We start from the raw sequence: 26982 nt of genomic DNA on the forward strand, positions 1-26982 counted from the left end.
TAATCCTGCAAATACTGAAGCGCCAACTATCTTTCTGTGAATGGATTTTCATTTGAGATTGATGGTATCCCTGATTTGACCGATACCTATAAAATCAATAAATATGTTGAGCCAACGCCTTATCAAGAAGGCCAATCCATTGAGTTTAATGGTATTAAAACCGAGCTAAAAGGGGGAGGTCAAAATCTTGATAGTTTCACATTACGTCAAAGTGACACAAAGGATATTTTTGCCACTATCAAAGATGCTATCGATACCTTAAGAATACCGGGAGAAGATAGTGTGGACAATCTCAACGGGAAATGGGGCTAAATATGGCCCGTCACCAAATTGACAATACCATGAGTTCAGTGTCAAACGTTGGTACCGCGGTAGGGGCTCGCATACGTACTATAGAAAATCAGCGCGAGTCGACACTTGATTTTAATTTAAGCAGTCAAAAAACATTATCAAATTTAGAAGATTTAGATATGGCTGCTGCAATGAGTGAATTTCAACAACAGATGAGCCTATTAGAAATCACTCAGCAAACCTTTGTGAAAATGCAGGGATTAAGTCTTTTTAAATTATTGTAAAGAACAATAAATTGACAAAAAAAGAGGCAATTGATTGCCTCTTTTTTGCTTCTTATTTAATCAGTCAAAAAACAGTCTCTCATTTTCTCAATTTATCAATTAGGGTTAATGTAAGTTATTGTTTTTATTTAGATTACTTTTGTTTTGAAAACTTGGCATGAAAATCGCTTTATTACGAGGGAGAGTAAAAGTTGACGGCAATTAAAACAATAATTGCCTATTTTCCCGCAAAGGGATTGCAAAGAAATTAAGGAGGAGCCCATGGCTCAAATAATCAATACCAACATAATGTCGCTCAATGCACAGCGCCAATTAAACAAAAGTCAAATTACCCAAAACCAAGCGATGGAACGTCTATCTTCTGGTTTACGTATCAACAGTGCCAAGGACGATGCCGCAGGTTTAGCTATCTCAACGGGGATGCAGTCACAAATTCGTGGTATTAACCAAGCGGTACGTAACTCAAACGATGGTATCTCGATGGCGCAAACCGCCGAGGGGTCGATGCGGATGAGATGACCAACATTTTGCAACGTATGCGTGAGCTTTCCGTGCAAGCTGCGAATGACACTAACTCTGCATCAAATAAAGCCTCTATTCAAAAAGAGGTGGATCAACTTTATACCACAATAAAGTTATTGCATCCCCACAACCACCCAATTTAATGGGACAAATTTATTAGATGGCTCTAATGCCTCAACCACTTTGCAAATAGGCGCGAATTCTGGTGAAAATATCACCTTTAGTATTGCTAGCGTGACCACTGCCGAACTTGGCTTAAATGGCGGAGTTAATGGGAGATCTCGATGGTGGTCGAATTCTTGATAGTGTCGCAACGGCGGATGGTGCTGTTGCTATTAATGGCGTTGATATTGGTGCAATAGCTGCCGGTGGTGGCGCTGCTGAAATGGCGCGAGTCATTAATCTTGAGACCGCTTCTACAGGGGTAACCGCTGATGCCTATAATGTGGTTGAAGGACAATCGGGCACCAATGTAACAGGGATCACCAGTGGTTTGCAGATTACCATTGGTAACGGCACCGCGGTGACGCTTGCAGCGACATCTTCCATGGAAAACTTAGCGGAAACCATTAATCGTGACGTTGAAGGATTAAAAGCAACAGTGGGAGAAGATGGTCAACTCATTTTAAATAATGATAGCGGTGAAACTATCACCATCGCTGGCGCTGGTGCTACTTCTGGCTTAGAAAACGGGACCTTTAAAGGTTACTTAGGTTTAACCAGTCAAAATGCAGAACCTATTGGCGTTGATTTAGGTACAAATGGGGTCGCTACAGAGACGAAAAATTTAGGTTTTATGGTGACCAATGGCTCTGCTGTACTGGGTGAAACTCCTACGGGTGGTGCGATTAATGAAGCGGATGCGATTACGATTAATGGTGTGCCATTAATTTCTTCGGGCGCAGCATTAGCAGATCAAGTCAATGCCATCAATAAATTAACTGAAGAAACGGGCGTGATCGCCACAATAAGTGGAACTGAAATTTTACTTACCGCTGCCGATGATGGTGATATTGTTGTGGCTAGTCACGCACCAACGGAAGCGGCTAAAGCAACGGCACTAGATAAATTAGGCATGATCGATGTCGGTGGTACCTCTGTGACTGAATTAGGATTAAGCGTGACCACTTCAAAAAATGCGGTCAGTAGCCTTGATAAAATAGATGTTGCTTTAGATAAAATATCCGATTCACGGGCTAACTTAGGTGCGATTCAAAATCGTTTGAGCTCTACTATCTCTAACCTTGAGAATGTTTCACAAAACTTATCTGCATCAAATTCGCGTATTCAAGATGCCGATTTTGCTGCTGAAACATCGAAAATGAGTAAAGCGCAAATCTTGCAACAAGCAGGTACCTCTATGCTATCGCAAGCAAACGCAAGTTCACAAAACGTATTATCATTGCTACAGGGCTAATAGTGATATTACAGGTAGTTAGTCGTTAATCGCTAATTACCACAGGTAAAATGGGTGAAAATTTCTTTGGTTTTTACTCTCATTTTCTCCGATGGTTCACCCATTTAAAGGCAGCTTTGGCTGCCTTTTTCTATTTATGGCTGCCAATAAAAAATAATAAATGAGCCCCGCGATAGCGCCGTATAGATGGGCGTTAACCAGCACGGGGGCGGCAATTAAATCAATGGTACTTTGTTGCGCACCAAAAATTTGCTCATAAAAAATTTTAATCACAAAACCTGTTCCTAATAAATACCCCCAGCGATCTTTATTTTTGATATCACTTATCACTCCATAACTAAATAATCCGTGTAACACCCCAGATAAACCGACATACCCTGTAACTGTTGGCTCTAATAAAAACAGACAAAGACCAATAAATAGGCTATTAAATAGGAGAAGGGGCAATACCTTAACTTCTTTAAAGGTGTCGATAAAAAGTCCGAGCGTAATAAGTAAACCGATTAAATTGAGGCCAAGGTGATTGAAATTAGTATGGCAGAAAGTTGCGCTGATGAATCGCCAATACTCGAAATGGGTAATAGCATTGTGATAATATGCCAGAAGCTGACTAGCTTGTGGCTCAAATATATAAACTAATATCGATATTGATATGATGAGCGTAGTTTCAATAGCAAGATTTCGCATCCGTTTCCTTTATTGCTGTGAGAATTTATGACCAAACGAGTCGTGTGCCAACGTTGTTTAAAAGCACAATCTGCATGTATTTGTGCAACGATTAAAATGATTGATAATCAACACTTTTTGCACATATTGCAAGATCCGAGTGAAGAAAAAAAAGCGATCGGCACCGCCAAAATACTAGCGTTATCGTTACAGCGCTGTGAAATTACTACTGCTAACTTGTTTGACGAAGGTTTATTTGATATTGATAACAGTTATTTATTGTTCCCTGATGAGGCGGCAATTCCTGCCGATAGCTTAATAAATCAGGCCAATATTAATTTTGACAGTCATTTTATTATTCTCGATGGTAGTTGGAAAAAAGCCTATAAACTATTAATGAGCAACCCTTTTTTGCAAAAATTACCGAAAGTGGCGATAACAGGGACAGAGAGTAGCCATTACCGTATCCGTAAATCACCGCGTGAAGATGGTTTATCGACGGTCGAAGCGGGTTACTATTTACTTTCTCAATTGGAAAACGAAAGTGAAAAATATTTGCCTTTGTTGGAAAGTTTTAATGCCATGATTGATTATCAAATATCCAGAATGCCAGAGGGGACTTATAAAAAACATTATCTTGATAAAAATAGCAGAGAGACAGCCTCATAATGTTAAAAATTACAGCGGGTGTGGAGATAGCGGACTGGCAAATTGAGTTGAGCGCAATTAGATCGCAGGGAGCAGGTGGGCAGAATGTTAATAAGGTCTCTAGTGCCATTCACCTTCGTTTTGATATAAACGCTTCTACATTACCGCCATTTTATAAAGAACGTTTACTCAAATACTCCGATTCGCGTATCACCGCTGATGGTGTGATTATCATTAAAGCGCAACAGCATCGTACTCAAGAAAAAAATCGTAGTGATGCATTGGAACGCTTAAAAACGTTAATTTTGGCCGCGGTGGTTGTGCAGAAGGCTCGACGAGATACCAAGCCAACGCGAGGTTCTCAGCATCGGCGTATGGATAAAAAAACAGCGCGCGGACAAATTAAAGCGATGCGTAAGAAAAATTTCGACGCTTAGCGATTATCTAAGCGATTATAATCAAACAAACCGGAGTTAATCGCATCACCTTGTTGATATAAGCGATGAATTGTATCGCTCACCTCCCAGAAGTTTTTACTACTGCGGCGAACTCCATATTTATCCAGTAACTTCGCATAACTTTCGGCATCAGCGACTGCGGCAAGTTGTTGACTAAATGCTGCTTGCTGTGAAGCCTTGAACGCAAAAATAGTTTCAGGGTAGTTACTTAATAAACCCGTATATATTTCAGCGGTATCTTGATCGGGAAGATGCATTTTTTCTGCACGAAACAAGCTAGAGACATTTTTATGAGCGTTGTGACGTATTAAACTAAATAGTTGCTCTCCTTCATTGGCATCTTCAACTAATATAAAGCTCGCCTGTGATAATTGCTGAACGGCGTGGTTTGGTAAATGATTCAATCTCGCTAAGGGCTCATTAACGAGATCCAATCGTTGTTTATCGCGTTGTGTCGTGCTTAACGGCTCTTGGTAGTGTTGTTTTAATTTGTTAAATAACTCTTTTTTCGGGTTACTTGTTACATAGGTTAAATTATTTTGTTTATGTAAGAAAAACTATTTTCATCAAAGTAAGTTTTTAAATCTTTATTAGCGTCAAGGTACCAACTATTAATTTCATCGGTGCGGTTGCCAATCGGAAGTAGGGTGATGAAGTCCATTTCACTTTCAATTCTTAAAAAGTCCATATACAACCGTGTGGTTAATTCATGACCTACTCGCCCGTAAACATCATAGCCTGCAACTAATAGGTAATGAATTCGTTCTAAAATGGGGTAGTTAATTAACCATGCTGTTTTAGGGTGGGGACCCTGTAACCCTTTTACTACTTGAGCATTATCTGCATGCCTAAAAATAGTTAATCCAGCATTTTCATTACCGTTCCAGATACCATTTAGACCGAGGTATTGATCTATTTTTTTGGTACTTTTTAAGGCAGTGTCCTGTGCGGCAATGTATTTTTGTTCTAATTTAGAGAATTTATGCCAAGTGGTAAGAGCGAGATGATTTTCACTATAGTCCGATGGTAATTGCAAATTTTCTGCTTGCCCCAGGATAAATTCGTCATACGCCTTTGAATTTGTTAGTTCTGGGGCGACAAAAAAGACCCAAAACTTGTCTCGTATAACATTTAAGGCGATTCGTCCTCGGCAAACGGGACCCTTAATAAATCCCATAATCGTAAAGTGAGCTTCATCGAGCATAAATTGATAACGGGAATGTGCAGGGATAGCTGCAAATGTGCTGAACGGATTGTACCCCTTTTCGTAGCTTGGTAGATTTTCGACGCTAAAATGAGCTTTATAGAACAATGCATTCCAACGTGCTAATTTATCCTTGTTCAGTGCATAGGGCATATGTGTTTTTGTTAATATGGTTTCTGTATCGCGAAGTAAGCGATAGTAAAATTGATCAACGGGTGGTTTTGTGTAGGGGCGTCGCGTTGCAATTTCATCCACGTCTGTTCCTGGTGGCGTTGTTGAACGCACCAATCGGAAAAATATCGGTTGCTTGTTATTGTCTGTAGTCTGTTCTGAAAAATAGATATGCGCTAAAAACAGATGTTCATAAATATAGCGGCTGATTAGTTGCGATTTATTATCCTTGCCATTTAATAACATCTCCCATTTTTCAATTTCAGCGAGCATATTGTCATTGAGTGCTATTGGTTGTGCCATTGGTGCGCCTTGACTAATCCACTTCTCTATTTTTTTAAATTCGCTGTTACTTAGCTGTGGTAGGCCATAGGGCATGCCCGCAAGTGGTTTGTCTTCCGCGTAGCTAGCAAACTCTTCGATACTTGGGCATTGCTGCTCTCTATCTAAAGAAAAATCAAAATCATCGGGCAGTACCGCGACATTTGGAAGCGGATGTTTCATTTTCTGTACTAGTAGTTGATATAGCACACTGCCTTGCAAGTTTGCGGTCGGTGTCTGATCTCGTTCATTTAATATGGAATTGAAATGATTATCGCGCCACGCTTGCGTTGTTTTATGATCGATAAATAATCGAGTAGGTTCAGTTTCAAATAGACGAGTGGCATAAACACTCTCGATTGAGGTGCCTCTATCTATCCCCTCTGGTGAGGTGAGTTTTAACTGGCAGGGGGCATCGTAACAGCCATGGCAAACAACGCAGCGTTGATCAATTATAGGCTTTACTTGTGTTAGGTAATCAATAGCGAGGGGGTCATCGTTAGGGCGTATGCGATCGCGGACTTGCGGTGTGCCATAATCTTCATTCATCTCTTTTGTGGTATCTGAACAAGAGAAGATAAAAAGAGTGCTTAGTACTATCAAGAGCTGCCGTAATAGCATTGCTAGAGTCCTTTCGTTTGATGTGTTGCTTTATAGTAAATGACTACCGATAATTATAGCGCCTCCTTTATTAATGAAAAATTAATTCAAGCTAAAGGGGGCGAATTTTACAACTGATTATGCTTCGTACGCAACGGGATCGGTTACACCATTAGCAGCGAATGCATGGAGTCGCTCCAGACAACTACCACAGTGACCGCATGCTTTTTCTCGGCCATTGTAGCAAGTCCACGTATTGATATAATCTAGTCCCATCGCTAAGCCATCTTTTAGAATACCAACCTTGTCGCTATGTAAATAGGGAGAAAAAATTTCCGTTTTTTCATAATTGGCGACTGCGGCCACATCGTTCATTTTTTCGATGAATACGGGGCGACAGTCGGGATAAATGTCATGGTCGCCAGAATGTGCGCCGTAGTAGACTTTTTCTATCTTTAATGAGACGGCATAACCAATCGCGAGGGAAAGCAAAATCATATTACGATTGGGTACGACCGTTGAGACCATGTTATCTTTTTGGTAATCACCAAGTGGGATATCTATATTGCTATCGGTGAGTGATGAACCACCAATAAGTTCGTTAATAGCAGATATATCGATCACTTTATGGTTGATGCCAAGATCGGCACACACTTTTTTTGCCGCTTCAATCTCTTTGATATGGCGTTGTCCATAATCAAAGGTTAATGCATATGGCGTAAATCCTTGCTGAATCGCTTTGTGCAATACGGTGTAAGAGTCCATGCCACCGGAGTAAATTACGACAACTTTTTTATTCATAATACTTGTGTTTCCTGTTCTATTAACTTATAAGTCCGAACAAATTTTTATTAGCGGAGTATAATACGCGAATGCATAGCAACTATAAAGTAAATGAATTATTTCAAACTATCCAAGGGGAAGGTCATTTCACTGGCTTGCCTGCTATTTTTGTCCGTTTACAGGGGTGTGATGTTGGCTGTGCATGGTGTGATACAAAAAATACTTGGCATATCGATCCCGATAAAGAGACACAGTTAACTAATCTGACGGATCAAAGTAATGATTCCGATTGTTGGGCGGGCGTCACTGCACAGGATATTATTGATGAGATTAAACGCTTAGGTTATAGCGCGAATTTGGTGGTGATCACAGGTGGAGAGCCCTGTATGTATGATCTTCGTGAATTGACAACACTATTACATCAATATGCTTTTCAAACACAAATTGAAACCAGTGGTACACATCCTATTTTAGTGGATGATAGAAGTTGGGTGACGTTATCGCCTAAAGTCAATATGCGTGGCGGTAAGGCCATTCTGTCGAGTGCACTTGAGCGAGCCAATGAAATTAAGCATCCCGTGGGCACTGAGCATGATATTGCGCAACTCGATGAGCTATTAGCATCATTAATATCGATACAGAATAAGGTGATCTGTTTACAACCTATCTCACAAAAGAGTAGAGCGACAGCGCTTTGCAGTCGCGTCTGCATTGAACGAAATTGGCGATTGTCGGTGCAGGTTCATAAGTACTTGGGGATAGATTAATCTCTTTGGTAAAGACCCTGCTGCTTAATATATTGATGAACGGCCTCTGGCAGTAAGTAGTCAATAGGCATCTTGTTTTTTAGTAATTGACGAATTTGCGTTGATGAAATATCAAATTGGCTAGTTGTTTGAAAGTATATTTTACCGCAGGGTAAATTATGTAAGGTCGCGATATCATCACAGCGGCAGCGTTCCACTAACGCTTGTATGGTTTTATTGAATAGTTGCGTTGTTCCTGGTCGCTCACTAATCACTAAATGGCAGTAGTTAAGTATCTCCTGCCATTGATACCACGAGTCAAAACTTTGTAGTGAATCCATGCCCATAATAAAACAGATTGGATTATTAGGGTGCTCTTTTTTTAACTCTTTGAGCGTATCAATAGTATAACTTTTAGCGTGTCGATTTAGCTCTCTGGTATCTATCTCTATATTGGCTTGATCTTGTATTGCTAAACGCACCATCTCACTGCGCTGTTGTGCATTGGCTTGACTGCTCTTTTTATGTGGCGCGATATGATTTGGCATGACATAGAGTTTTTGTAACGCCAGAGCAGTACTGATTTCGAGTGCAGGGCGAAGGTGGCCAAAATGGATGGGATCAAAGGTACCGCCTAAAAATCCAATCGCGGTTTGTTGATTATATTGATTCATCTATTGCTACTCTTTACTAAAAAATGATCTGCTGATGGCCTCAAGTTGTAGCCAGTTATCATCGCTATTATCCACTTTAATGGCAATTTCTAATTCGGCACAGCAATTGAGTGTCTTTTCAAGTTGAGCACTACTCAGGCGTGTTAATGCATCCGTAATAAGCTGTTGCTTAGTTGCCCAGAGCATCGGTTTTTGCTGTTTAAATAGTTGTGTTAATGGCGTATGTTGGCGCTGATAACTTAACTTAAGTAATTTAACAACCTCATTATTAAGGGTGGCACTTAACAGCAGAATCTCACTGCCTTCTGCTTTAAGTTGTTTGAATATACGCGTCGCGCGAATTTGATCACCAGCTAGTAAGCAATCTATCCATTGAAAAAGGCTGTAATGATTATGTGTCGTAATCAACTGCTCAACTTGCTTTAACGTTAAGTGTTGCTTTGGGTAAAGTAAAGAGAGTTTTTCAAATTCTTGTTTTGCCGCTAATAAATTGCCTTCAAAGTGGGTACAAAGATAGTCAATGACCTCTTTGTCTGCGTGTAAGTTTAACGCCTTTAAGCGTTGGAACATCCACTGGGGTAGCCTATGTGCAGCGGGAGTGTTGGTGGAAATATAGATACCTTGTTGCTCAAGGGTTTTAAACCAAACACTATTGAGTTGTTGGCTATTAAGTTTTGGGCCTTGCAAAACTAATAATATATCGTCGTTAATGAGCGTGGTTATTTCACGGATAAACGCGGTGTTTTCTTTACTTGTTTTAGTAAAGCTAAGCTCAATAATTTTTTTTTCTGAAAAAAGAGAGTGGCAATTAAACTCATTGTAAATAAGGTCACCTGAGAACTTCCCGTCCAAGCTGAAGGAGAAGGTCTCCATAAACCCCGCTGTTTTGGCAACCCGTTGAATTTGATCTCGGGCTTCCAAACAGAGCAGTGCCTCATCGCCAAAAATCAGGCAGCAATGAGGTATTTTTTGTTTTAAGTGTTGCAGTAACTGCTCAGGATAAATTCGCACAAATAATCACTCGGTTACCGTTGCTTCGGGTAATTTATCTGCATTGTTAATATTTAGGCTAAGCATCGTTGTTATTATGTTATCCGCGGCAATACTACGTAATTCTTTGAGTAAGCGCTCTGATTCGCGCGACTTTGCCAATGCTTTTGCTGAATTATCCAAAAAATCACGGTATAAATTAACACTGAACTCCTGCGCTTGATAGCCTGGTGTTTGAATTGAATAATTTAGGTTGTAACTGATTTCTTGTTCAGCATTTTGTGCGTTCACATAAAGTGAGATAGTGCGTGATGAACGACGCTCTGAGTCTATTTTTAAGGTCGCGATATTGGCATCAGGATTAGGGACAAGCTCGATACCTGCACCACGGAGGCGAACCTTAACAAAACGTGCTAAATCACCATTCGGTTCATGCGTTTGCAGGTAAAGTTGCGGATATTTATCGGCTAATCCATCGACATGCTTGAGGTGAAATCCACAGCCACTGAGTAAGAGTGTTGTGCATAAAATAAAAGAGCTTTTGCAGTATCGCTGCTTGGCATATAAGAGGTTACAAAATAAGAGATCATTAAGAAGCCTTTTCGGTTAGTTAATATCAATAAGATGAGAGTAGACTATTTTTTACTCTCATCTATTGCTGCGCAATGAAAACCTAGTTTGTTACCACTAATTTGCGACGATATTAAGTAATTTACCTGGAACGTAAATGATTTTTCGCACCGTTTTTCCATCGGTAAATTTACTGACATTGTCAGTTGCAAATGCAAGTGCCTCGACACTCTCTTGCTCCGCTGTAGCTGGTACAGATAATTTTGCGCGTAGCTTGCCATTAACTTGTACCACAATCAGTTTTGAATCTTCCACTAATGCAGTTTCATCAACCGTTGGCCATTCTGCGTTGATGATATCATCTTGTGCACCGAGCATTGCATATATCTCTGCGGCGATATGTGGCGTGATCGGTGATAAGAGTTTCACGATGGCAACTAACGCTTCATGCAAAATAGCACGGCTTTGTTCGTCATCCATTGCCGCTTTAGTTAACTTATTCATTAACTCCATGACGGCTGCAATAGCTGTGTTAAAAGTTTGACGACGGCCAATATCATCGGTCACTTTGGCGATGGTTTTATGTACATCACGGCGTAGCGCTTTTTGTTCATCATTATGTGCGTCAAGGTTTAACGGCGCAGTTTCACCTAATGCCACGTGGTCATAAGATAGTTTCCACAGACGTTTTAAAAAGCGTAGCGAACCTTCTAGGGCGGAGTCAGACCATTCTAGCGTTTGATCGGAAGGTGCAGCAAACATCATAAATAAGCGCACACTATCGGCACCGTATTTATCGATCATCAACTGTGGATCTATGCCGTTATTTTTAGATTTAGACATTTTACTCATGCCATCATAAATAACAGCTCTGCCGTCTTTTGTTTTAGCGGCGATCACTTTACCTTTGCCATCAAGTTCTGTTTCAACATCCGTTGGTGCAACCCAAACTTTACCGCCTTTCTCATCTTCATAGTAATAAGCATCTGCTAATACCATGCCTTGAGTGAGGAGTTTTTTATATGGCTCATCGCAGTTAACCAAACCAAAGTCACGTAATAATTTATGGAAAAAGCGCGAATATAAAAGATGTAAAATGGCATGTTCGATACCACCGATATATTGATCTACAGGTAGCCAGTAGTTGGCTTTTTCTGGATCGAGCATCATATCGTCACTTTGTGGTGAACAGTAACGCGCATAATACCAGCTTGATTCCATAAAGGTATCAAAGGTATCTGTTTCATGCGTTGCTATTTCGCCGTTAAAGGTTGTTTTTGCCCACTCTGGATCAGCCTTAATCGGAGAGATGATACCATTCATCTGAACATCTTCAGGTAAAACAACCGGGAGTTGATCTTCTGGGACTGGAACCACTGAGCCATCTTCCAAGTTTAACATCGGGATAGGTGCACCCCAGTAGCGCTGACGCGAGACACCCCAGTCACGTAGACGGAAGTTAACTTGACGTTTACCTTTGTTCTCTGCCACTAATTTTGCTTCAACGGCATTAAATGCTGCCTCGAAGTCTAAACCATCAAATTCAGCGGAATTAAAGCAGATGCCTTTTTCTGTGTATGCTTCAAGGGAGACATCGACATCACTATCGGCAGGTTTGATTACCGCTTTAATATCGAGTCCGTAGGCTTTAGCAAACTCATAATCACGTTGATCATGTCCGGTACAGACATTACGGCGCCAGATCCATATCCCATTAAGACAAAGTTAGCAGTCCAAATTGGCACTTCTAAACCAGTAATAGGGTGAATCGCTTTTAGGCCCGTATCAACGCCTTCTTTTTCCATGGTTGCCATATCAGCTTCTGCCAATTTTACGTTTTTGCATTTTTCACAAAACGCAGCAAGTTCAGGATTGTTTTGGGCAGCCGCTAGTGCCAATGGATGTTGAGCTGCCACGGCAACATAGGTGACACCCATCACGGTATCAGGACGGGTTGTGTAAACAGAAAAGCGTTCATCGCTTCCTGCAACGTTAAAGTCCATCTCAATCCCTTCAGAACGACCAATCCAATTACGTTGCATGGTACGTACTTGCTCAGGCCACTCTTCTAACGTATCTAAATCATCTAAAAGTTCTTGCGCATAGGCGGAAATTTTAATAAACCACTGTGGGATCTCTTTTTGCTCAACGAGGGCACCAGAGCGCCAACCACGACCATCAATAACCTGTTCATTGGCGAGTACAGTTTGATCGACAGGATCCCAGTTTACCGTAGACATTTTTTTATAAACTAACCCTTTTTCATAGAGCTTAGTAAAGAACCACTGTTCCCAGCGGTAATATTCAGGACGGCAAGTGGCCAACTCTCGAGACCAATCGTAACCAAAACCGAGCTGTTTTAGCTGCGTTTTCATATATTCAATATTGTCATAGGTCCAACCAGCTGGTGCGGTATTATTTTTAATCGCCGCATTTTCTGCTGGTAATCCGAAGCATCCCAGCCCATAGGCTGCATGACGTTTTTGCCTTGCATGCGTTGATAACGTGATACTACATCGCCAATGGTATAATTGCGGACGTGACCCATGTGTAATTTCCCACTTGGGTAAGGGAACATAGATAGGCAGTAATATTTTTCTTTTGATGGATCTTCTGTCGCTTTAAATGATTGTTCTTCTTCCCATTTTGTTTGGAATTTCTTTTCAATCTCTTTGGGATTATATAACTCTTGCATATCGTATCTGCCTAGCAATAATAAATGAAAAAATAAATAGGGTGATAGGATACAGGAGCGAGGACTGAGCAACAATATTTATGAGAAATAAGCGTGATTTTTACTCGGATTGTTAACATATTGATGGCTGTAGCGTAAAAACGAGCTAAAAAGGGGCTGTTTTTTGTACTTTCTTTGCGAAGTGAGTTGCCTTGCTATTGGGTAATTGTATTTATTGCTCAGTAAAGATGAATTTCCCCCTCAACAGCAGAGTGAGGCAACGCAGCGATAGTAGTCAAAAAGTTGAATATGATCTAAGTGGCTATTGAGGAGATTGCAACTTAAGCTATGCGATGCGTGTTGATGATAATACGGATCCACTGTAGCTATCATTATTAGTAATTTTTTGACGTTAATTTACCCATTTTGTTGATAAATTCGGCAAACAAATTTTTTTTATGTAATTCTACTTTACAAATTGAAGCGACAATCTGTATGATTCGTCCTGTTCCGGAGGGGTGGCAGAGCGGCTTAATGCACTGGTCTTGAAAACCAGCGAGGGTTAATAGCTCTCCGAGAGTTCAAATCTCTCCTCCTCCGCCACATTTTAAAGGCTTCTCAATTGAGAAGCCTTTTTCATTTCTGTAATATAGAAAATCCCATATCCTTGCTTGTTATTACTCTATTGGTTGCTTTATCTGAGAGTAAATGGTGCGCAGGTTTGAGTCTGCATTTTTATATTTTTTTTGCTTAGAACTATTATTCACCATGCTTCGCATAGCCATGCGGACTGAACTCCACACCCCATTATATTTACCTATTATTTCAAGCTAACTCACAGATAAACAAAACAAACAGATCGGTTACGTTTGCCCAATGGCAAAGCCGCCCTATACTTAATATGCAATACCCGCAGGTGAAACAGAGGGATTCATGTTATGACGAAAGAAGGAATGACATTACCAGAACTTGTGCAACAATCTTTTACCACTTTCCGTAGTAGTGGAGCGTTTTTTTATCGTCGAGGAGATGGTTTTTCTCCCCTTTCATCTGAACATTTTTTAGAAACTATTCGTCGTATGGCTTTGGGATTTGCTGCGTTAGGCTTAAAGCGTGGCGATGTGGTAGCTATTATTGCTAATTCTAGCCCTTGGTGGTTAATGGTGGATTTGGCCATAATGTTAGCGGGTGGTTACAGTACCGCAGTATTCCCTAAAATCAGCAAACAAAATCTTGCCTATCAACTCAAAGATTCAGCTTGCCGTTTTGCCTATGTAGATGATCCTGAGTTATGGACTTTTGCACAAAGTGAATGCAAGTCATTAAAAAAAGTAATCTTAAGAGATGTTGCCCATCAGCAAAAAAGTAACTATGTCAATTTTAACGATTTGCTAAAAAAAGGCGACCAATTATCACTGGCTAAACCGGAGCTATATCGACAACTTTGTGCACAGCTAAAGCCCGATGATATTGCCACCATTATTTATACATCAGGTAGCACTGGTGATCCTAAAGGTGTTGTCCTTAGCCATAATAATCTATGTAGCCAAATCGTTGCTGCTATACAGCGTTATCCTCTGGATCATAGTAAAGATAGGGCGCTCAGTGCATTACCTCTTGCGCATTGTTTTGAACGTACGGTGGTTTATACCTATTTCTGTCAGGGGGTGCCCATCTATTTTGCTGATGACGTGCAAAAGCTTAAAGAGTATTTACCGATAGTCGAGCCTACGATAATGACCATGGTGCCGCGTATTTTAGAAAAACTCTATTCGAAATTACATGAAAAAATAGACAGCTCCTCTTCTTTAATAAAAGCACTGGGCAATTGGAGTGTGCAAGTCGGGCATCAAGATAATGCTAATGCGCTCAGTAAATTTGCCGCAGATAAATTGCTATTTAAAAAAATCAGATCGGGTTTAGGAGGTCGATTAAAAACAGTCATTGCTGGTGGTGCCGCTCTCGATGAACATTTATGTCGTTTTTTTATTAATGCAGGTATTCCCATTTATCAAGGTTATGGTTTAACGGAAACATCGCCAGTGTTAACTGCTAATTATCCTGGTCATAATCATCCAGGAACAGTTGGCCCCGCTTTTCCCGATGTGCTGGTGGAAATTCGGGGAGAAGAGGGGGAGATTCGCTGTAAGGGACCAAACATCATGCTGGGGTATCATAAAATGCCCGAGTATACGGCTAGTCGTTTTGATGATGACGGCTGGTTTTGTACTGGCGATACGGGAGTATTCGACAAACATGGAAATTTGATTATTACTGGACGCTTGAGTGATATTTGTAAAACCTCAACGGGTAAATTTGTTTCGCCCGTACCGCTTGAGCAAGCTCTACTTAAACATCCTTTAGTTGATGCTGCAATGGTGATTGCAGATGGTCGCTCATTTGTTAGCGCACTGCTTTTTGCGGAAGGCGAAGCTTTCCAAAGAGCATTTACCACCTATCAAAACTCGCCTGAATGTGCTGAGTCTCAGGATGCGGATCATTGCATTATGCAGTCCTTGCAAAAACACGTCGATCAAATCAATGCAACGATTAATGACTGGGAAAAAATACGTAGCTTCAGGTTAATTACCGAGGAGCCGACGATTGAGTCAGGTTTATTAACGCCGACCATGAAACTTTGCCGAGGAAAAGTGAGTGAGCGACATGCAGAGCTGATAACGTCTATGTATAGCCATCATAGCGAATAAAATAATTACTAAAGACCATCAACTGTGATCCATTTTAAGCATTGATAGGAGAGGATATGAAAGAGCGATTAGCGATAATTGAAGGGATTCGTAGCCCTTTTTGTAAAGCGGGTACGGCTTTTAAGGGGATGCAGGCGGATCAACTTGGTGCCATTGTTGTTCGTGAGTTAATGGCACGATCGGTACTCAATTATAATGACATTGACGAGGTGATAATGGGCAATGTGGCTCAGCCCGGTCATGCCGCTAATATTGCTCGTGTGATCGCCTTACAGGGTGGTTTTCCTTCAACCACCATCGCTTATACGGTTAATCGCAATTGTGCGTCGGGTATGGAAGCGATGACCACCGCCGCGAATAAAATATTTGCTGGTGAAATCGAGATCGCGGTCGTAGGTGGGGCTGAATCGATGTCTAATATTCCACTATTATTGAGTGCGCAAATGAGTGATTTTTTTACTCGGCTAATGATGGCTAAAAGCTTGCCGGATAAATTAAAGGCGCTATTGACATTCCGCGCCCATTTTTTAAAACCAGTGATTGGTATTGAGCTCGGATTAACTGACCCCGTTTGTGGGTTAAATATGGGGCAAACGGCGGAAGTGTTATGCCGTGAATTTGCCATTACCCGCCAAGAGCAAGATGAGTTTGCATTGCTTAGTCATCAACGTGCAGCACAGGCACAGTCCGATGGACGTTTGAGCGATGAAATTGTGCCTGTTCCCTGTGCACCTGATTATAAACATATTCAACACCTTGATAATGGCCCGCGCGGTGATCAAAGCAGTGTGGCATTATCTAAATTACGTCCCTATTTTGACCGCGATGCAGGTAGTGTGACCGTTGGTAATGCCTGTCCGATAACCGATGGTGCGGTAGCTTTCACTGTGATGGCGGAGTCAACGGCAAAACAGCGCGGTTTAAAACCCCTTGGATATTTACGTGATTACAGCTATGCCGGACTTGATGGTGCGCGAATGGGACTTGGGCCCGTTTACTCTACAGCCTGTTTATTAGATAAAACGGGGCTGACACTCGATGATTTCGATTTAATTGAACTAAATGAAGCTTTTGCCGTGCAGGTGATCGCCAATGAGCGTGCCTTTGCGAGTGACCAATTTGCAAAGCAATATCTACACAGAGATAAAGCCATAGGGGTCATCAATCGCGCCAAGTTAAATGTCAATGGTGGGGCGATTGCACTCGGTCATCCCGTTGGCGCAACGGGCGGGCGATTAATATTAACCTTGTTGCATGAATTGCGCAGAAGAGGGGGGCAAAGAGGATTAGCGACACTTTGTATTGGTGGTGGTCAAGGTGCATCTCTGGCACTGGAGGTAGAGTAATGAAAACAATTCGCATGGAAAAAAACGATTGGTTATTACGTGTTATTTTTGACCTTCCCGATGAAAGAGTAAATAAGTTATCCACAGCTGTTATGTCTGAGCTAGCTCAAGTGGTCACAGAGCTTAGTAAAGAGACGCAGTATGAAGTGGTCAGTTTTGAAAGTGCTAAAAAAGATATTTTTATTGCGGGGGCCGATATTGAGGAATTACGCGATATTAATGACTTAGCAACTGCACGTGAAAAGGGGCAAGTTGGGCAAATGTTGTTTACCCGTATCGCCGCATTACCACAAACCACCGTCGCGATTATTGATGGTGCCTGTGTTGGTGGGGGCTGCGAGTTGGCGCTAGCCTGCGATTACCGTATCGCCACGGATAATCCTAAAACAACTATTGGGTTACCTGAAGTTCGCTTAGGAATTATTCCCGGGTGGGGGGGAACACAACGCTTACCAAGATTAATCGGTTTACCCAATGCATTGGATATTATTTTGGCAGGAAAAACCGTTAATGGCAGTAAAGCGAAAAAAATAAAATTGATAGATAAGTTGATCGCCTCTGCGTTATTAAATGATCAATGTGAAGGCTTTTTACAACAGTTGCGCGATCCGAACTTTAGAGATGAGTTAAAGGCGAATAGGGAGCCTCGAGCTAAAACACAACGCATCATGAATCAACTCTTAGAGACATCCTGGGGCCGTGCATGGGTGATTAAACAAGCGCGCAAAAGTGTTCTGAAAAGCAGTAAAGGTTTTTATCCCGCTCCACTTGCCGTGCTCGATGTTGTCGCGACTAAATGCAGTTTTAATGAGGGCATCAGCCGTGAACTTGAGGCCTTTTCCAAATTAGCGGTTAGCGATATATCGAAAAATTTGATCGAACTGTTTTTCTTAACCGAAGCGGTTAAAAAGTCTACGGGAGCAGATTATAAGGGCGAAATTACGCCGCCTCAGCACGCAGCAGTGCTTGGTGCCGGGGTAATGGGGGGCGGTATCGCGTGGCTATTATCTCAGCACAAACTTTCCGTCAGAATGAAGGATATTAGTTGGGATGCCGTCGCATTAGGTTATGCACAGGCGAGTAATTATTTTGCCCAGTTAAAAAAACGTCGTCGCCTTCAACAAGGTGACATTGATCGGGCCATGAATCGCATTGGTGGATCGGTAAATTATGAAGGTTTTGCCCATGTAGAAGTGGTGATCGAAGCGATTGTGGAAAATATCACTATCAAAAAACAGCTATTAGCGGAGACAGAAACGCACATCAGTGATTCGACATTGCTCTGTAGTAATACTTCTGCATTGTCTATTACCGAGATGGCGAGTGTGCTAAATCGCCCAGAAAATTTCTGTGGGATGCACTTTTTTAATCCCGTTAATCGTATGCCTTTGGTGGAGATTATTCGCGGCGAAAAAAGCAGTGATGAGACCATTGCGCGTGCGGTTGCTATGGTTAAAAGTTGGGGGAAAACGGCAATTGTTGTGGCTAACTGCCCGGGATTTTTAGTTAATCGAATTTTATTACCCTACATGAATGAAGCTGCCTATTTACTACAAGAGGGGGCTGATATTGAGATGATTGATCGCGTGATCACTGAGTTTGGTATGCCGATGGGACCTTTTCAGTTAGCCGATGAGGTGGGCATTGATGTTGGTTATAAGGTTGCTAAAACGCTACAGGAAGGTTTTGGTTCGCGCATGGCGGTGAGTCCGCTGCTCACAACCGTATATGAGGATTTAAAACTGTTAGGAAAGAAAGGGGGTGCTGGATTTTATAAATATCAAGGTAAGGAAGTCACAGTCAATCCATTGGTGGCCAATTTTACGGGGACAACGGCGAAAAAAGCGCACAGTGAAGAGGATATTATTGACCGCTTAATGATTATTATGGTTAACGAAGCCGCACATTGTTTGCAGGAAAATATCGTTGCTAATGCAGGACAGTTGGACTTGGCGATGGTGATGGGCACGGGCTTCCCGCCTTGGCGAGGTGGATTGTGCCGCTGGGCTGACAGTGTTGGTTTGGAGACTATCGTCAATAAATGTAACGCTCTTAATGAAATTATCCCTAACGCTATCAAGTTAGCCCCTATTTAACGGAGTTGGTCGCTGCTCAGAAAGGATTTTACGCGCAGGCTAAGGAGGTATTATGAACTCAGAAGATGACAATAAAATGGTCATAGATACATCGAAAATGAGCGATGCGAAGGCGTCATCATTACATCTGACCGAAAATGCTCGCGAGTCGATATGGCATCATCCTAGTTTTGGCAAATCCCTGTTCATGGGCGAATTTAATAAAGCGATGATTTTCCCCTTTCCAAAACAAAGTGAGGAAGATAAGAAAATAGGCGATCAACTGGTTGCTGATGTGGAGGTTATCCTACGTGAAAAATTGGATGCTGATTTAGTTGATGAAACGCGAGTTATTCCAGAGGAGGCGATTCAAGCATTACAAAAAATCGGTATTTTCAGCATGAAAGTGGATAAAAAATATGGTGGATTAGGGCTTTCTTTGGTCAATTATAATCGTGTCATGGCAGCTATATCCAGCCATTGTGGCTCGACCGCGGTTTTAATATCGGCACATCAAAGTATTGGTGTACCTCAACCCTTGAAATTATTTGGAACAGAGGAGCAGAAACAACGTTTTTTACCGCGGTTTAAAGAAGGGGCAATCTCTGCTTTCGCATTAACGGAGCCAAGTGTTGGCTCCGATCCTGCACACATGAAAACCACCGCCACCTTAAATGAAGCGGGCACCCATTACCTCATTAATGGCGAAAAGCTCTGGTGTACCAATGGCTTGATTGCAGACTACTTGGTGGTGATGGCATGCACCGCCCCTAAAATAATTAATGGTAAAGAGAATAAGCAAATATCGGCATTTATTGTGGAAGGGAAATCGCCGGGTATTGAGATACGGCACCGCTGTGATTTTATGGGGATACGTGGTATTCAAAATGGTCTTTTGCATTTTACTGATGTTGCGGTGCCCGTTGAAAATCGTATTTTAGAAGAGGGGCGTGGCCTTAAAATTGCCTTGGCAACCCTTAATACTGGGCGACTTACTATCCCGGCTGCCTCCACGGGTATGGCAAAACAGTGCGTTAATATGACACGACGTTGGGGCAATCAACGAGTTCAATGGGGGTTGCCAATTGGAGAGCATGAAAAAGGGTCGAATCGTCTTGCTTTTATTGCTTCGACCACCTTGGCAATGGAATCCGTCACTTGGTTAACTAGCCATTTAGCGGACAGAGGCGATGTTGATATTCGCATGGAAGCGGCGATGGCGAAAATGTTTTGTAGTGAAATGGCGTGGCAGGTGGTCGATGAAACGGTGCAGTTTTTTGGTGGGCGTGGATATGAGAAAGCCAGCTCATTAAAAGCGCGGGGGGAATTACCCTTTCCCATCGAACGTATGCTACGAGATTGTCGAATCAATCGTATTATTGAGGGGACAACGGATATCATGGAGCTTTTTTTAAGTCGAGAGGCGCTTGATAGTCACCTAAAACTGGCGCAGGATTTACTGCAACCGGGTCTTGATGCAAAGGGCAAAAAAGCGGCCATGATTAAATTGAGTAAAGCTTATCTTAGTTGGTATCCAAAACAGTTCATTAACATGAGTTTGATTACAACTGTCACAAGCATCGCAGGTGGCAATTTGGCAAAACAGCTGAGTTATTGTGAACGTGCAGCCCATAAGTTGGCGCGAACGCTGTTTTTACAATTGTTAATTCATCGTGAAAAACTGGAATTACGTCAGGAGATATTAGGTCATTTAATGGCGATTGGTAGTGAAATTTTCGCCATTGCTGCTACCTGTTCATACGCACAAAATCAGTACCAACAAGGAAACCGTAATGCAATCGACTTAGCGCAGCACTATTGTCGATTAGCACGTCAACGTATTAAGGCTGAATATAATGCGCTCTCATTTAAACAGCGTAAAACGGCAAAAAATATAAGTGACAGTCTGCTCAAGGATCATTTAATTTGGTTAGAGAGGGGGATCTATCCGGTTAATGATAAGGAGTAATCACTATGTTATATGAGAGCAGGCTAGAAAAAGCGAGTCGATCCTTTCGAATATCAGGGCTGTTGATCAGTGCGTTGGAAAAATTTACGCGTACTTCTATTTCTGTTGAGGGGTTAGAAAATACGCGTGCTAACCCGACCTTATTTGTTGTCAACCATTTTACCCGTATTGAGACCTGCCTGTTGCCCAAAGTATTGTACCAATTCAATGGGCAAATGGTCCATTCTTTAGCTGACAGCGCATTGTTCGTTGGAAAGTTTGGGCAATTTTTAACCTCAGTGGGGGCTTTTCCCGTTAATCTTAAGGGCCGGGATGAAAAAATCATATCTGAATTGATGCGTGGTAGTTATAACTGGGTGATTTTTCCTGAAGGGTCAATGATGAAAAATAAGAAAGTGGTTGAAAATGGACGCTTACAATTACACTTACCCCATATAAAGCGCTCACCTTATACGGGGGCAGCGACCTTAGCATTGAAAAGTTTTTTATTGAAAGAAGATTATAAACAGGCGATTGCTGATAATAATGAAAAGTTGATTAATTTTTACCAAGATACTTATCATTTGCGTGGTCCGGGCAATCTCGACCCGTTAGACCTATGTATTGTGCCTGTCAATATTACCTACTACCCATTACGCCCAGGTAGGAATTTATTGGCAACGGGCGTACAGCTTTTATTAAAAAATCTTCCCCCGAAAGTAGAAGAAGAGTTATTAGTTGAGGGAAAGCTATTACTACAAGAGAGTGATATGTCTATCTCCTTTGGACATCCACTGGATGTGCGTAGTTTCTGTAAGCCCTACCGTCGTTTATTTAATCTATTTTTACCTTTTTTATCGACTCAGAGGAAAATTAATTGGTTGATGCTGCTGATGCGTCACCGCTTAACGCGGCTATTTATGCACCGAATCTATAAACGTTTATCTATCAATATGGACCATTTGGTCGCAACGGCATTGCGTTATGTCCCCGTTCAGGGAATTGCTGAGCAAACCTTTAAACAAGTTATCTACCTTGCTATTGTCATGATAAAAAATCATGGGCAGCGACGCGTGCATCAAAGTATTGATGATAGGGTGATTAATCTCATTGCTGAAGACCCCTATAAACCCTATGAGAGTATTATTGCCCTCGCTGAATCGGAAAAAGTGTTACGGCGAGAAGATGGTCTCCTATATGTCGATCATAATAAAATAAAACTGCAACATGCCTTCCATCGCGTGCGCCTTGATAATACGACGGCCGTATTAGCCAATGAGTTTGAGGTGATGGAGGAGAGCGTTGCGGCGATAAAAAAATTACTGGCTAACTCTGCGGCTAAATTAACCTATCAGGTAGCCGATGCCATTATGAACCGAGACTGCTCTATCTATGAGGAAGAGCGAATGCGTTCCTATATCAAAGACGAAAGTAAATCACGAGACGTGGGTAAGCCGCGCCATTTAGTGGGCGATAAAAGCAAGCCCGGTATCGTGCTTATCCATGGTTTTTTGGCTTCCCCATTGGAAATGTTAGCGCTGGGTGAGTATTTGAATAAACTGGGATATGGCGTTTATTTGGTGCGTTTAGAGGGGCATGGGACACATCCTTCTGAATTGGAAAATGCCACTGTCGAGAAGTGGAGAGATTCTGTGCAACGAGGATATGCGCTGCTGAGCCATTATTACCGTAAAGTCATCGTTGTTGGATTTTCTGCCGGAGCGTTACTCGCCTTACTCAAGGGCAGTAGTGAAGGCAAACAATTAGCGGGTATTGTCGCAATTAATCCCGCTTTGACTTTACGACAAAAATCGAGCCAATTATCTCCAATGTTAGATAGATGGAATAAAGCGCTACATAATTTATCGCTTAAGCGGGGCACTTTACCTTGGTTAGAAAATGAGAGTGAAAATAGCGACAGCAATTACGATAAAATATATATCAGTGGATTGCGTCAATTTACCGAATTACAAGCCCTCTGTGGGGATAAGTTGGCTAAGGTTCGTGCTCCTTTATTAATTATACAGGGTAGTAATGATCCTCTCGTTGATCCTAGTGGCGCAAGGGAGATAGTTAATACGGTTTGCTCATCACAGAAAAAGTTAGAGGAAATTGCATTTAATCGCCATGTTATTGTACGGGGGAACGCTTGTTTAGAGGTATTTAAGTTAGTTGAGCAATTTATCGATGGGCTGTAAATTTATTTTGCGCTAGCAATGCGCAAAGCGTACAGTAGGCTACTATTTTGACCCCGTGGGATTTTTTAAAGGTATGTTGGTGTGAGTATTATTCTTGGTATTGATCCTGGGTCGCGTATTACGGGTTACGGTGTGATCCAACAAAAAGGCAGTAAATGTATCTATATTGCTAGTGGATGTATTCGCACTAAAGGTGATCAGTTAGCTCCTAAATTAGATATGATCTTTAAAGGGATCTGTGAAATTATTAGCCAATATCAACCCTCCGAATTTGCTATTGAGCAGGTTTTTATGGCTAAGAATCCCGATTCGGCATTAAAATTGGGGCAAGCTCGAGGTGCGGCAATTGTTGCCGCAACGCAAGCGGATCTCTATGTTTGTGAATATTCTGCACGACAAATAAAACAAGCGGTCACAGGAAGTGGTGGGGCGAGCAAAGAACAAGTACAGCAGATGGTGATGAAAATTCTTTCTTTATCGGGAACGCCTCAAGCAGATGCTGCCGATGGATTAGCGGTGGCCATCTGCCATGCCCATACCGCACAATCGTTAGTCGCAATGTCTGGACAGGTAAAGAAAACTGTGCGCGGACGTTTACGTTACTAGAATATTATAATCAGTAATTTATTTTGCCCTTCCTTGAGACATGAATGAAAAATTTATCCGATACACATCTAGGTGTTTTTTATGCGCTTGGTGCTTATTTAATGTGGGGCTTTGCCCCTGTCTATTTTAAATACTTACAGTTTATTCCTGTTTATGAAATATTAGCGCATCGAGTTGTTTGGTCACTATTGGTGACAGCTCTTATTATCAGCTATAGCAATGGGTGGGGTAATGTATTGCAATTATTGCAATCCCCTAAAAAGATAGCGTTATTGGCGTTAACCTCACTACTCATTAGTGGTAATTGGATGATGTTTATCTGGGCGATTAATAATGGCTATATGCTCGATGCTAGTTTAGGTTATTTTATCAATCCTATTATTAATGTTTTATTTGGTTTATTTTTCTTACAGGAGTCCTTAAGCCGCATAAAATGGCTCGCAGTCATGCTTGCTGTCATTGGTGTTTCTATTCAGGTTGTACAATTAGGTGAAATACCCTGGATTGCCTTATTTTTGGCTAACAGCTTCGCTATTTATGGATTGGTTCGTAAAAAAATAAAAATTGCAGCATTGACGGGATTATTTGTTGAAACCCTATTAGTTACGCCCATAGCACTATACTATCTTGTCTATATTGCCAATGGCCCGAGTGCTAATATGTTCGAGAACAGTTGGTCTTTGAATATTTGGCTGATGTTTGCGGGCGTTGTAACGGCGATGCCGTTAATTTTTTTCGGGCAAGCAGCATTACGATTAAAATTATCCACATTAGGCTTCTTTCAATATTTGGCGCCGACATTAATGTTTTTATTTGCCGTATTTATTTACGCAGAGCCATTAAGTTTGGTTAAAATGGTTACTTTTGTATTTATTTGGCTAGGAGTCTGCCTTTTTGCTTGTGAAAATAAAATACAAACATGGCTTAAATAAAGCTGGATATTTAATCAGTTGTTTTTTATGCTAGTAGTATAATCAACATTAAAGAGAAAAGAGCAAATGATTGGTCGTTTACGTGGCATATTATTAGAAAAACAACCACCAGAGGTATTGTTAGATGTATCCGGGGTGGGCTATGAAATACAATTACCGATGAGTTCATTCTATCTTCTACCCGACATTGGCCAAGAGGCTATTATCTACATCCATTTCGTGGTTCGTGAAGATGCTCAATTGCTATATGGATTTACCGATAAACATGAACGTGCAATGTTTCGTGAATTGATTAAAGTGAATGGCGTTGGGCCTAAGTTGGCACTTGCTATTCTGTCGGGAATGACTGCCAATCAATTCGTGCAATGTATCCATAATGATGCCGTTAATAGTTTAGTAAAATTACCTGGGGTGGGTAAAAAAACCGCTGAACGTTTGTTGGTGGAAATGAAAGATCGCCTAAAAAATTGGACGGGGGCCGATTTATTAACTCCTGAAGCAGATAGAATGGCATTAGAAAGTGACAGTGAGCACCCGCAGCAGATAAATAATAGTAAAGAAGAGGCGATCAGTGCATTAGTAGCATTGGGCTATAAACCGATGTTGGCAGAGAAAACCATTAATCAGATATATCAAGCTGGCATGGACTGTGAAGCTCTGATCCGTTCTGCCCTTAAAAATATGCTATAAGTGCTATCACTGCGAATATAATTAAGAGTAAATAATGATTGAACAAGATCGCCTGATTTCCGGCCAAGAAAAAATTGATGATACTTTTGTGGATCGTGCCATTCGACCGAAATTATTAGCAGACTATGAAGGTCAACCACAAGTAAATTGTCAGATGGAAATTTTTATTGAAGCGGCACGTCAGCGCAGCGAGGCGCTAGATCACCTATTGATATTTGGTCCTCCTGGTCTGGGTAAAACAACACTATCGCACATTGTCGCGAACGAACTACAAGTGAATATTAAAACCACTTCGGGGCCTATTTTAGAAAAAGCGGGTGATTTAGCGGCACTATTAACGAACCTTGAAGAGAACGATGTCTTGTTTATTGATGAAATACATCGTTTAAGCCCCATGGTCGAAGAGATTTTATATCCTGCAATGGAGGACTATCAACTCGATATTATGATCGGTGAAGGGCCCGCTGCGCGCTCTATTAAACTTGATCTTCCCCCCTTTACATTAATTGGTGCCACGACCCGTGCTGGTTCCTTGACTTCACCATTACGGGATCGTTTTGGTATTGTACAACGCCTTGAATATTACGATTTAAAATCATTAACTCGGATCGTCTTACGAAGCGCGAATCATCTGCTACTGAAGATGGATGAATCGGGGGCAATTGAAGTTGCAAAACGGTCTCGTGGTACACCACGTATTGCCAATCGTCTGCTACGTCGAGTGCGAGATTTTGCGCAAGTCAAAAATGTGACGGTGATTAACGATGAGATTGCTAAACAAGCGTTGGATATGCTTGAGGTTGATAATCAGGGGTTTGATTATATGGATAGAAAACTCCTGCTCGCTATTTTAGATACCTTTCAAGGAGGCCCCGTTGGTTTGGATAATTTAGCTGCGGCAATAGGGGAAGAGAAAGAGACGATTGAAGATGTGCTTGAGCCCTATTTAATTCAGCAAGGTTTTTTACAACGCACACCTCGTGGTCGCATTGCCACTAACCGAACCTATTTGCATTTTGGATTTGATAAGCCAGAAACATCTCGTTAATTAGGAAGGGGAGACGTGTTGCTATTTGACCCCTATTAGCTAATGTTACGGTATCAACATGTCATTAATTTGAGTATATTTCGTTTTGAATCATACCTCTGATACTTCAATGAATAGATCTGCGATCACAGTTGCGCGGTGATAATTTCTTACTCAATATCTAACTTGATCTAAATCAAATTCACTTGTATAAATGTAATTATTATCAGTGCAACCCTTTGATGTTTATTGATTGTTAATGAAAGTGGTTATTTACATCATATTTTAACATATCGTTAACAATATAGCTTTTTATTTAATCTAGCGAAGACTTGAACGATAGTGTGATTGTGACGAAAAGGAATTTTTCTTTTACTTAAAAAACTACAATGGTATTAAAATTATCAAATAATTATTATATTAAAATTTAATA

The 26982-nt window shown here is 41.3% G+C and carries 23 protein-coding genes, 1 tRNA gene and 2 pseudogenes; 18 read left to right on the top strand and 8 right to left on the bottom strand.

Annotated elements, in window-relative coordinates; all coding sequences use genetic code 11:
• Nucleotides 1-36 precede the first annotated feature (36 nt).
• The 5 genes from AB1A03_RS06920 to AB1A03_RS06940 all read left to right on the top strand — a co-directional run bounded on the left by AB1A03_RS06920 (nt 37) and on the right by AB1A03_RS06940 (nt 2514).
• On the top strand, nt 37-312 hold the full coding sequence (locus AB1A03_RS06920) for a hypothetical protein (protein WP_354623927.1): 276 nt from the start codon (nt 37-39) through the stop codon (nt 310-312).
• A 2-nt stretch (nt 313-314) separates the two neighbouring features.
• Nucleotides 315-575, top strand: a complete 261-nt coding sequence (locus tag AB1A03_RS06925) for a flagellin (RefSeq protein ID WP_354623928.1) — start codon at nt 315-317, stop codon at nt 573-575.
• A gap of 261 nt (nt 576-836) precedes the next feature.
• Nucleotides 837-1094 (top strand): flagellin N-terminal helical domain-containing protein, encoded by a 258-nt coding sequence (locus AB1A03_RS06930; RefSeq protein WP_354623929.1) that lies wholly within the window; start codon nt 837-839, stop codon nt 1092-1094.
• Nucleotides 1091-1240 carry a flagellin N-terminal helical domain-containing protein gene (locus AB1A03_RS06935; protein ID WP_354623930.1) on the top strand — a complete coding sequence of 50 codons (150 nt, stop codon included), beginning with the start codon at nt 1091-1093 and terminating at the stop codon, nt 1238-1240. The genes AB1A03_RS06930 and AB1A03_RS06935 overlap by 4 nt, the downstream gene beginning before the upstream one ends.
• Before the next feature lie 128 nt (nt 1241-1368).
• Entirely contained in the window at nt 1369-2514 is a 1146-nt protein-coding gene (locus tag AB1A03_RS06940) for a flagellin (protein WP_354623931.1), read from the top strand.
• A 96-nt stretch (nt 2515-2610) separates the two neighbouring features.
• Here AB1A03_RS06940 and rrtA read toward each other — a convergent pair whose 3' ends face one another.
• Nucleotides 2611-3201: a rhombosortase gene (gene rrtA / locus AB1A03_RS06945; protein ID WP_354623932.1), complete on the bottom strand. Its 591-nt coding sequence runs from the start codon at nt 3199-3201 to the stop codon at nt 2611-2613.
• Between the two features lie 27 nt (nt 3202-3228).
• Here rrtA and AB1A03_RS06950 point away from each other — a divergent pair, with 27 nt between their 5' ends.
• Both AB1A03_RS06950 and arfB read left to right on the top strand, forming a co-directional pair.
• The gene (locus AB1A03_RS06950; RefSeq protein WP_354623933.1) at nt 3229-3849 is read left to right on the top strand and encodes a tRNA-uridine aminocarboxypropyltransferase; all 621 of its coding nucleotides are present in this window, start codon (nt 3229-3231) and stop codon (nt 3847-3849) included.
• On the top strand, nt 3849-4265 hold the full coding sequence (gene arfB, locus AB1A03_RS06955; RefSeq protein WP_354623934.1) for an alternative ribosome rescue aminoacyl-tRNA hydrolase ArfB: 417 nt from the start codon (nt 3849-3851) through the stop codon (nt 4263-4265). Before AB1A03_RS06950 ends, arfB begins: the two co-directional genes overlap by 1 nt.
• Here the strand turns inward: arfB and AB1A03_RS06960 are convergent.
• From AB1A03_RS06960 to queC, 3 genes and pseudogenes are all read right to left on the bottom strand, one after another.
• A pseudogene (locus AB1A03_RS06960) lies at nt 4262-4771 on the bottom strand (fatty acid cis/trans isomerase); the annotation flags it as partial. The gene arfB and the pseudogene AB1A03_RS06960 overlap by 4 nt on opposite strands.
• Nucleotides 4772-4815: 44 nt before the next feature.
• On the bottom strand, nt 4816-6603 hold the full coding sequence (locus AB1A03_RS06965) for a fatty acid cis/trans isomerase (RefSeq protein WP_354623936.1): 1788 nt from the start codon (nt 6601-6603) through the stop codon (nt 4816-4818).
• A 117-nt stretch (nt 6604-6720) separates the two neighbouring features.
• Nucleotides 6721-7383, bottom strand: a complete 663-nt coding sequence (gene queC / locus AB1A03_RS06970; RefSeq protein ID WP_354623937.1) for a 7-cyano-7-deazaguanine synthase QueC — start codon at nt 7381-7383, stop codon at nt 6721-6723.
• Between the two features lie 71 nt (nt 7384-7454).
• Here queC and queE point away from each other — a divergent pair, with 71 nt between their 5' ends.
• Nucleotides 7455-8132 (top strand): 7-carboxy-7-deazaguanine synthase QueE, encoded by a 678-nt coding sequence (queE, locus tag AB1A03_RS06975; protein ID WP_354623938.1) that lies wholly within the window; start codon nt 7455-7457, stop codon nt 8130-8132.
• On the opposite strand, the gene nadD is transcribed toward queE, so the two are convergent.
• The 4 genes and pseudogenes from nadD to leuS all read right to left on the bottom strand — a co-directional run bounded on the left by nadD (nt 8129) and on the right by leuS (nt 13040).
• Nucleotides 8129-8785 (bottom strand): nicotinate-nucleotide adenylyltransferase, encoded by a 657-nt coding sequence (gene nadD / locus AB1A03_RS06980; RefSeq protein ID WP_354623939.1) that lies wholly within the window; start codon nt 8783-8785, stop codon nt 8129-8131. The genes queE and nadD overlap by 4 nt on opposite strands.
• Nucleotides 8786-8791: 6 nt before the next feature.
• On the bottom strand, nt 8792-9796 hold the full coding sequence (holA, locus tag AB1A03_RS06985; protein WP_354623941.1) for a DNA polymerase III subunit delta: 1005 nt from the start codon (nt 9794-9796) through the stop codon (nt 8792-8794).
• A 6-nt stretch (nt 9797-9802) separates the two neighbouring features.
• On the bottom strand, nt 9803-10306 hold the full coding sequence (locus AB1A03_RS06990) for an LPS-assembly lipoprotein LptE (RefSeq protein ID WP_354624184.1): 504 nt from the start codon (nt 10304-10306) through the stop codon (nt 9803-9805).
• A gap of 156 nt (nt 10307-10462) precedes the next feature.
• A pseudogene (gene leuS, locus AB1A03_RS06995) lies at nt 10463-13040 on the bottom strand (leucine--tRNA ligase).
• Nucleotides 13041-13531: 491 nt separating this feature from the next.
• Between leuS and AB1A03_RS07000 the strand changes: the two are divergent.
• From AB1A03_RS07000 to ruvB, 10 genes are all read left to right on the top strand, one after another.
• Nucleotides 13532-13622, top strand: a tRNA-Ser gene (locus tag AB1A03_RS07000).
• A 335-nt stretch (nt 13623-13957) separates the two neighbouring features.
• Nucleotides 13958-15727, top strand: coding sequence for an AMP-dependent synthetase/ligase (locus tag AB1A03_RS07005; protein WP_354623942.1), 1770 nt, complete (start codon nt 13958-13960; stop codon nt 15725-15727).
• Between the two features lie 56 nt (nt 15728-15783).
• On the top strand, nt 15784-17073 hold the full coding sequence (locus AB1A03_RS07010) for a thiolase family protein (protein ID WP_354623943.1): 1290 nt from the start codon (nt 15784-15786) through the stop codon (nt 17071-17073).
• On the top strand, nt 17073-19169 hold the full coding sequence (locus AB1A03_RS07015) for a 3-hydroxyacyl-CoA dehydrogenase NAD-binding domain-containing protein (RefSeq protein ID WP_354623944.1): 2097 nt from the start codon (nt 17073-17075) through the stop codon (nt 19167-19169). The genes AB1A03_RS07010 and AB1A03_RS07015 overlap by 1 nt, the downstream gene beginning before the upstream one ends.
• 52 nt (nt 19170-19221) lie before the next feature.
• A complete protein-coding gene (locus tag AB1A03_RS07020; RefSeq protein WP_354623945.1) occupies nt 19222-21117 on the top strand; it encodes an acyl-CoA dehydrogenase family protein in 1896 nt (631 codons plus the stop codon).
• 5 nt (nt 21118-21122) lie between these two features.
• The gene (locus tag AB1A03_RS07025; protein ID WP_354623946.1) at nt 21123-23294 is read left to right on the top strand and encodes an alpha/beta fold hydrolase; all 2172 of its coding nucleotides are present in this window, start codon (nt 21123-21125) and stop codon (nt 23292-23294) included.
• 81 nt (nt 23295-23375) lie between these two features.
• The gene (gene ruvC, locus AB1A03_RS07030) at nt 23376-23900 is read left to right on the top strand and encodes a crossover junction endodeoxyribonuclease RuvC (protein WP_354623947.1); all 525 of its coding nucleotides are present in this window, start codon (nt 23376-23378) and stop codon (nt 23898-23900) included.
• 44 nt (nt 23901-23944) lie between these two features.
• Nucleotides 23945-24832, top strand: coding sequence for an EamA family transporter RarD (gene rarD, locus AB1A03_RS07035; protein WP_354623948.1), 888 nt, complete (start codon nt 23945-23947; stop codon nt 24830-24832).
• A 66-nt stretch (nt 24833-24898) separates the two neighbouring features.
• Nucleotides 24899-25522: a Holliday junction branch migration protein RuvA gene (ruvA, locus tag AB1A03_RS07040; protein WP_354623949.1), complete on the top strand. Its 624-nt coding sequence runs from the start codon at nt 24899-24901 to the stop codon at nt 25520-25522.
• Nucleotides 25523-25556: 34 nt separating this feature from the next.
• Nucleotides 25557-26570, top strand: coding sequence for a Holliday junction branch migration DNA helicase RuvB (gene ruvB / locus AB1A03_RS07045; RefSeq protein WP_354623950.1), 1014 nt, complete (start codon nt 25557-25559; stop codon nt 26568-26570).
• Nucleotides 26571-26982: the final 412 nt, after the last annotated feature.

The sequence above is a fragment of the Psychromonas sp. MME2 genome (assembly GCF_040566515.1).
In the GTDB taxonomy this organism is placed as follows: domain Bacteria; phylum Pseudomonadota; class Gammaproteobacteria; order Enterobacterales; family Psychromonadaceae; genus Psychromonas.

What these genes read in the sequence shown, in the direction of transcription:
- AB1A03_RS06925 (WP_354623928.1), top strand. Translation starts at nt 315, where the DNA reads ATGGCCCGTCACCAAATTGACAATACCATGAGTTCAGTGTCAAACGTT.
- AB1A03_RS06930 (WP_354623929.1), top strand. Translation starts at nt 837, where the DNA reads ATGGCTCAAATAATCAATACCAACATAATGTCGCTCAATGCACAGCGC.
- AB1A03_RS06935 (WP_354623930.1), top strand. Translation starts at nt 1,091, where the DNA reads ATGACCAACATTTTGCAACGTATGCGTGAGCTTTCCGTGCAAGCTGCG.
- AB1A03_RS06940 (WP_354623931.1), top strand. Translation starts at nt 1,369, where the DNA reads ATGGGAGATCTCGATGGTGGTCGAATTCTTGATAGTGTCGCAACGGCG.
- rrtA (WP_354623932.1), bottom strand. Translation starts at nt 3,201, where the DNA reads ATGCGAAATCTTGCTATTGAAACTACGCTCATCATATCAATATCGATA.
- AB1A03_RS06950 (WP_354623933.1), top strand. Translation starts at nt 3,229, where the DNA reads ATGACCAAACGAGTCGTGTGCCAACGTTGTTTAAAAGCACAATCTGCA.
- arfB (WP_354623934.1), top strand. Translation starts at nt 3,849, where the DNA reads ATGTTAAAAATTACAGCGGGTGTGGAGATAGCGGACTGGCAAATTGAG.
- AB1A03_RS06965 (WP_354623936.1), bottom strand. Translation starts at nt 6,603, where the DNA reads ATGCTATTACGGCAGCTCTTGATAGTACTAAGCACTCTTTTTATCTTC.
- queC (WP_354623937.1), bottom strand. Translation starts at nt 7,383, where the DNA reads ATGAATAAAAAAGTTGTCGTAATTTACTCCGGTGGCATGGACTCTTAC.
- queE (WP_354623938.1), top strand. Translation starts at nt 7,455, where the DNA reads ATGCATAGCAACTATAAAGTAAATGAATTATTTCAAACTATCCAAGGG.
- nadD (WP_354623939.1), bottom strand. Translation starts at nt 8,785, where the DNA reads ATGAATCAATATAATCAACAAACCGCGATTGGATTTTTAGGCGGTACC.
- AB1A03_RS07005 (WP_354623942.1), top strand. Translation starts at nt 13,958, where the DNA reads ATGACGAAAGAAGGAATGACATTACCAGAACTTGTGCAACAATCTTTT.
- AB1A03_RS07010 (WP_354623943.1), top strand. Translation starts at nt 15,784, where the DNA reads ATGAAAGAGCGATTAGCGATAATTGAAGGGATTCGTAGCCCTTTTTGT.
- AB1A03_RS07015 (WP_354623944.1), top strand. Translation starts at nt 17,073, where the DNA reads ATGAAAACAATTCGCATGGAAAAAAACGATTGGTTATTACGTGTTATT.
- AB1A03_RS07020 (WP_354623945.1), top strand. Translation starts at nt 19,222, where the DNA reads ATGAACTCAGAAGATGACAATAAAATGGTCATAGATACATCGAAAATG.
- AB1A03_RS07025 (WP_354623946.1), top strand. Translation starts at nt 21,123, where the DNA reads ATGTTATATGAGAGCAGGCTAGAAAAAGCGAGTCGATCCTTTCGAATA.
- rarD (WP_354623948.1), top strand. Translation starts at nt 23,945, where the DNA reads ATGAAAAATTTATCCGATACACATCTAGGTGTTTTTTATGCGCTTGGT.
- ruvA (WP_354623949.1), top strand. Translation starts at nt 24,899, where the DNA reads ATGATTGGTCGTTTACGTGGCATATTATTAGAAAAACAACCACCAGAG.
- ruvB (WP_354623950.1), top strand. Translation starts at nt 25,557, where the DNA reads ATGATTGAACAAGATCGCCTGATTTCCGGCCAAGAAAAAATTGATGAT.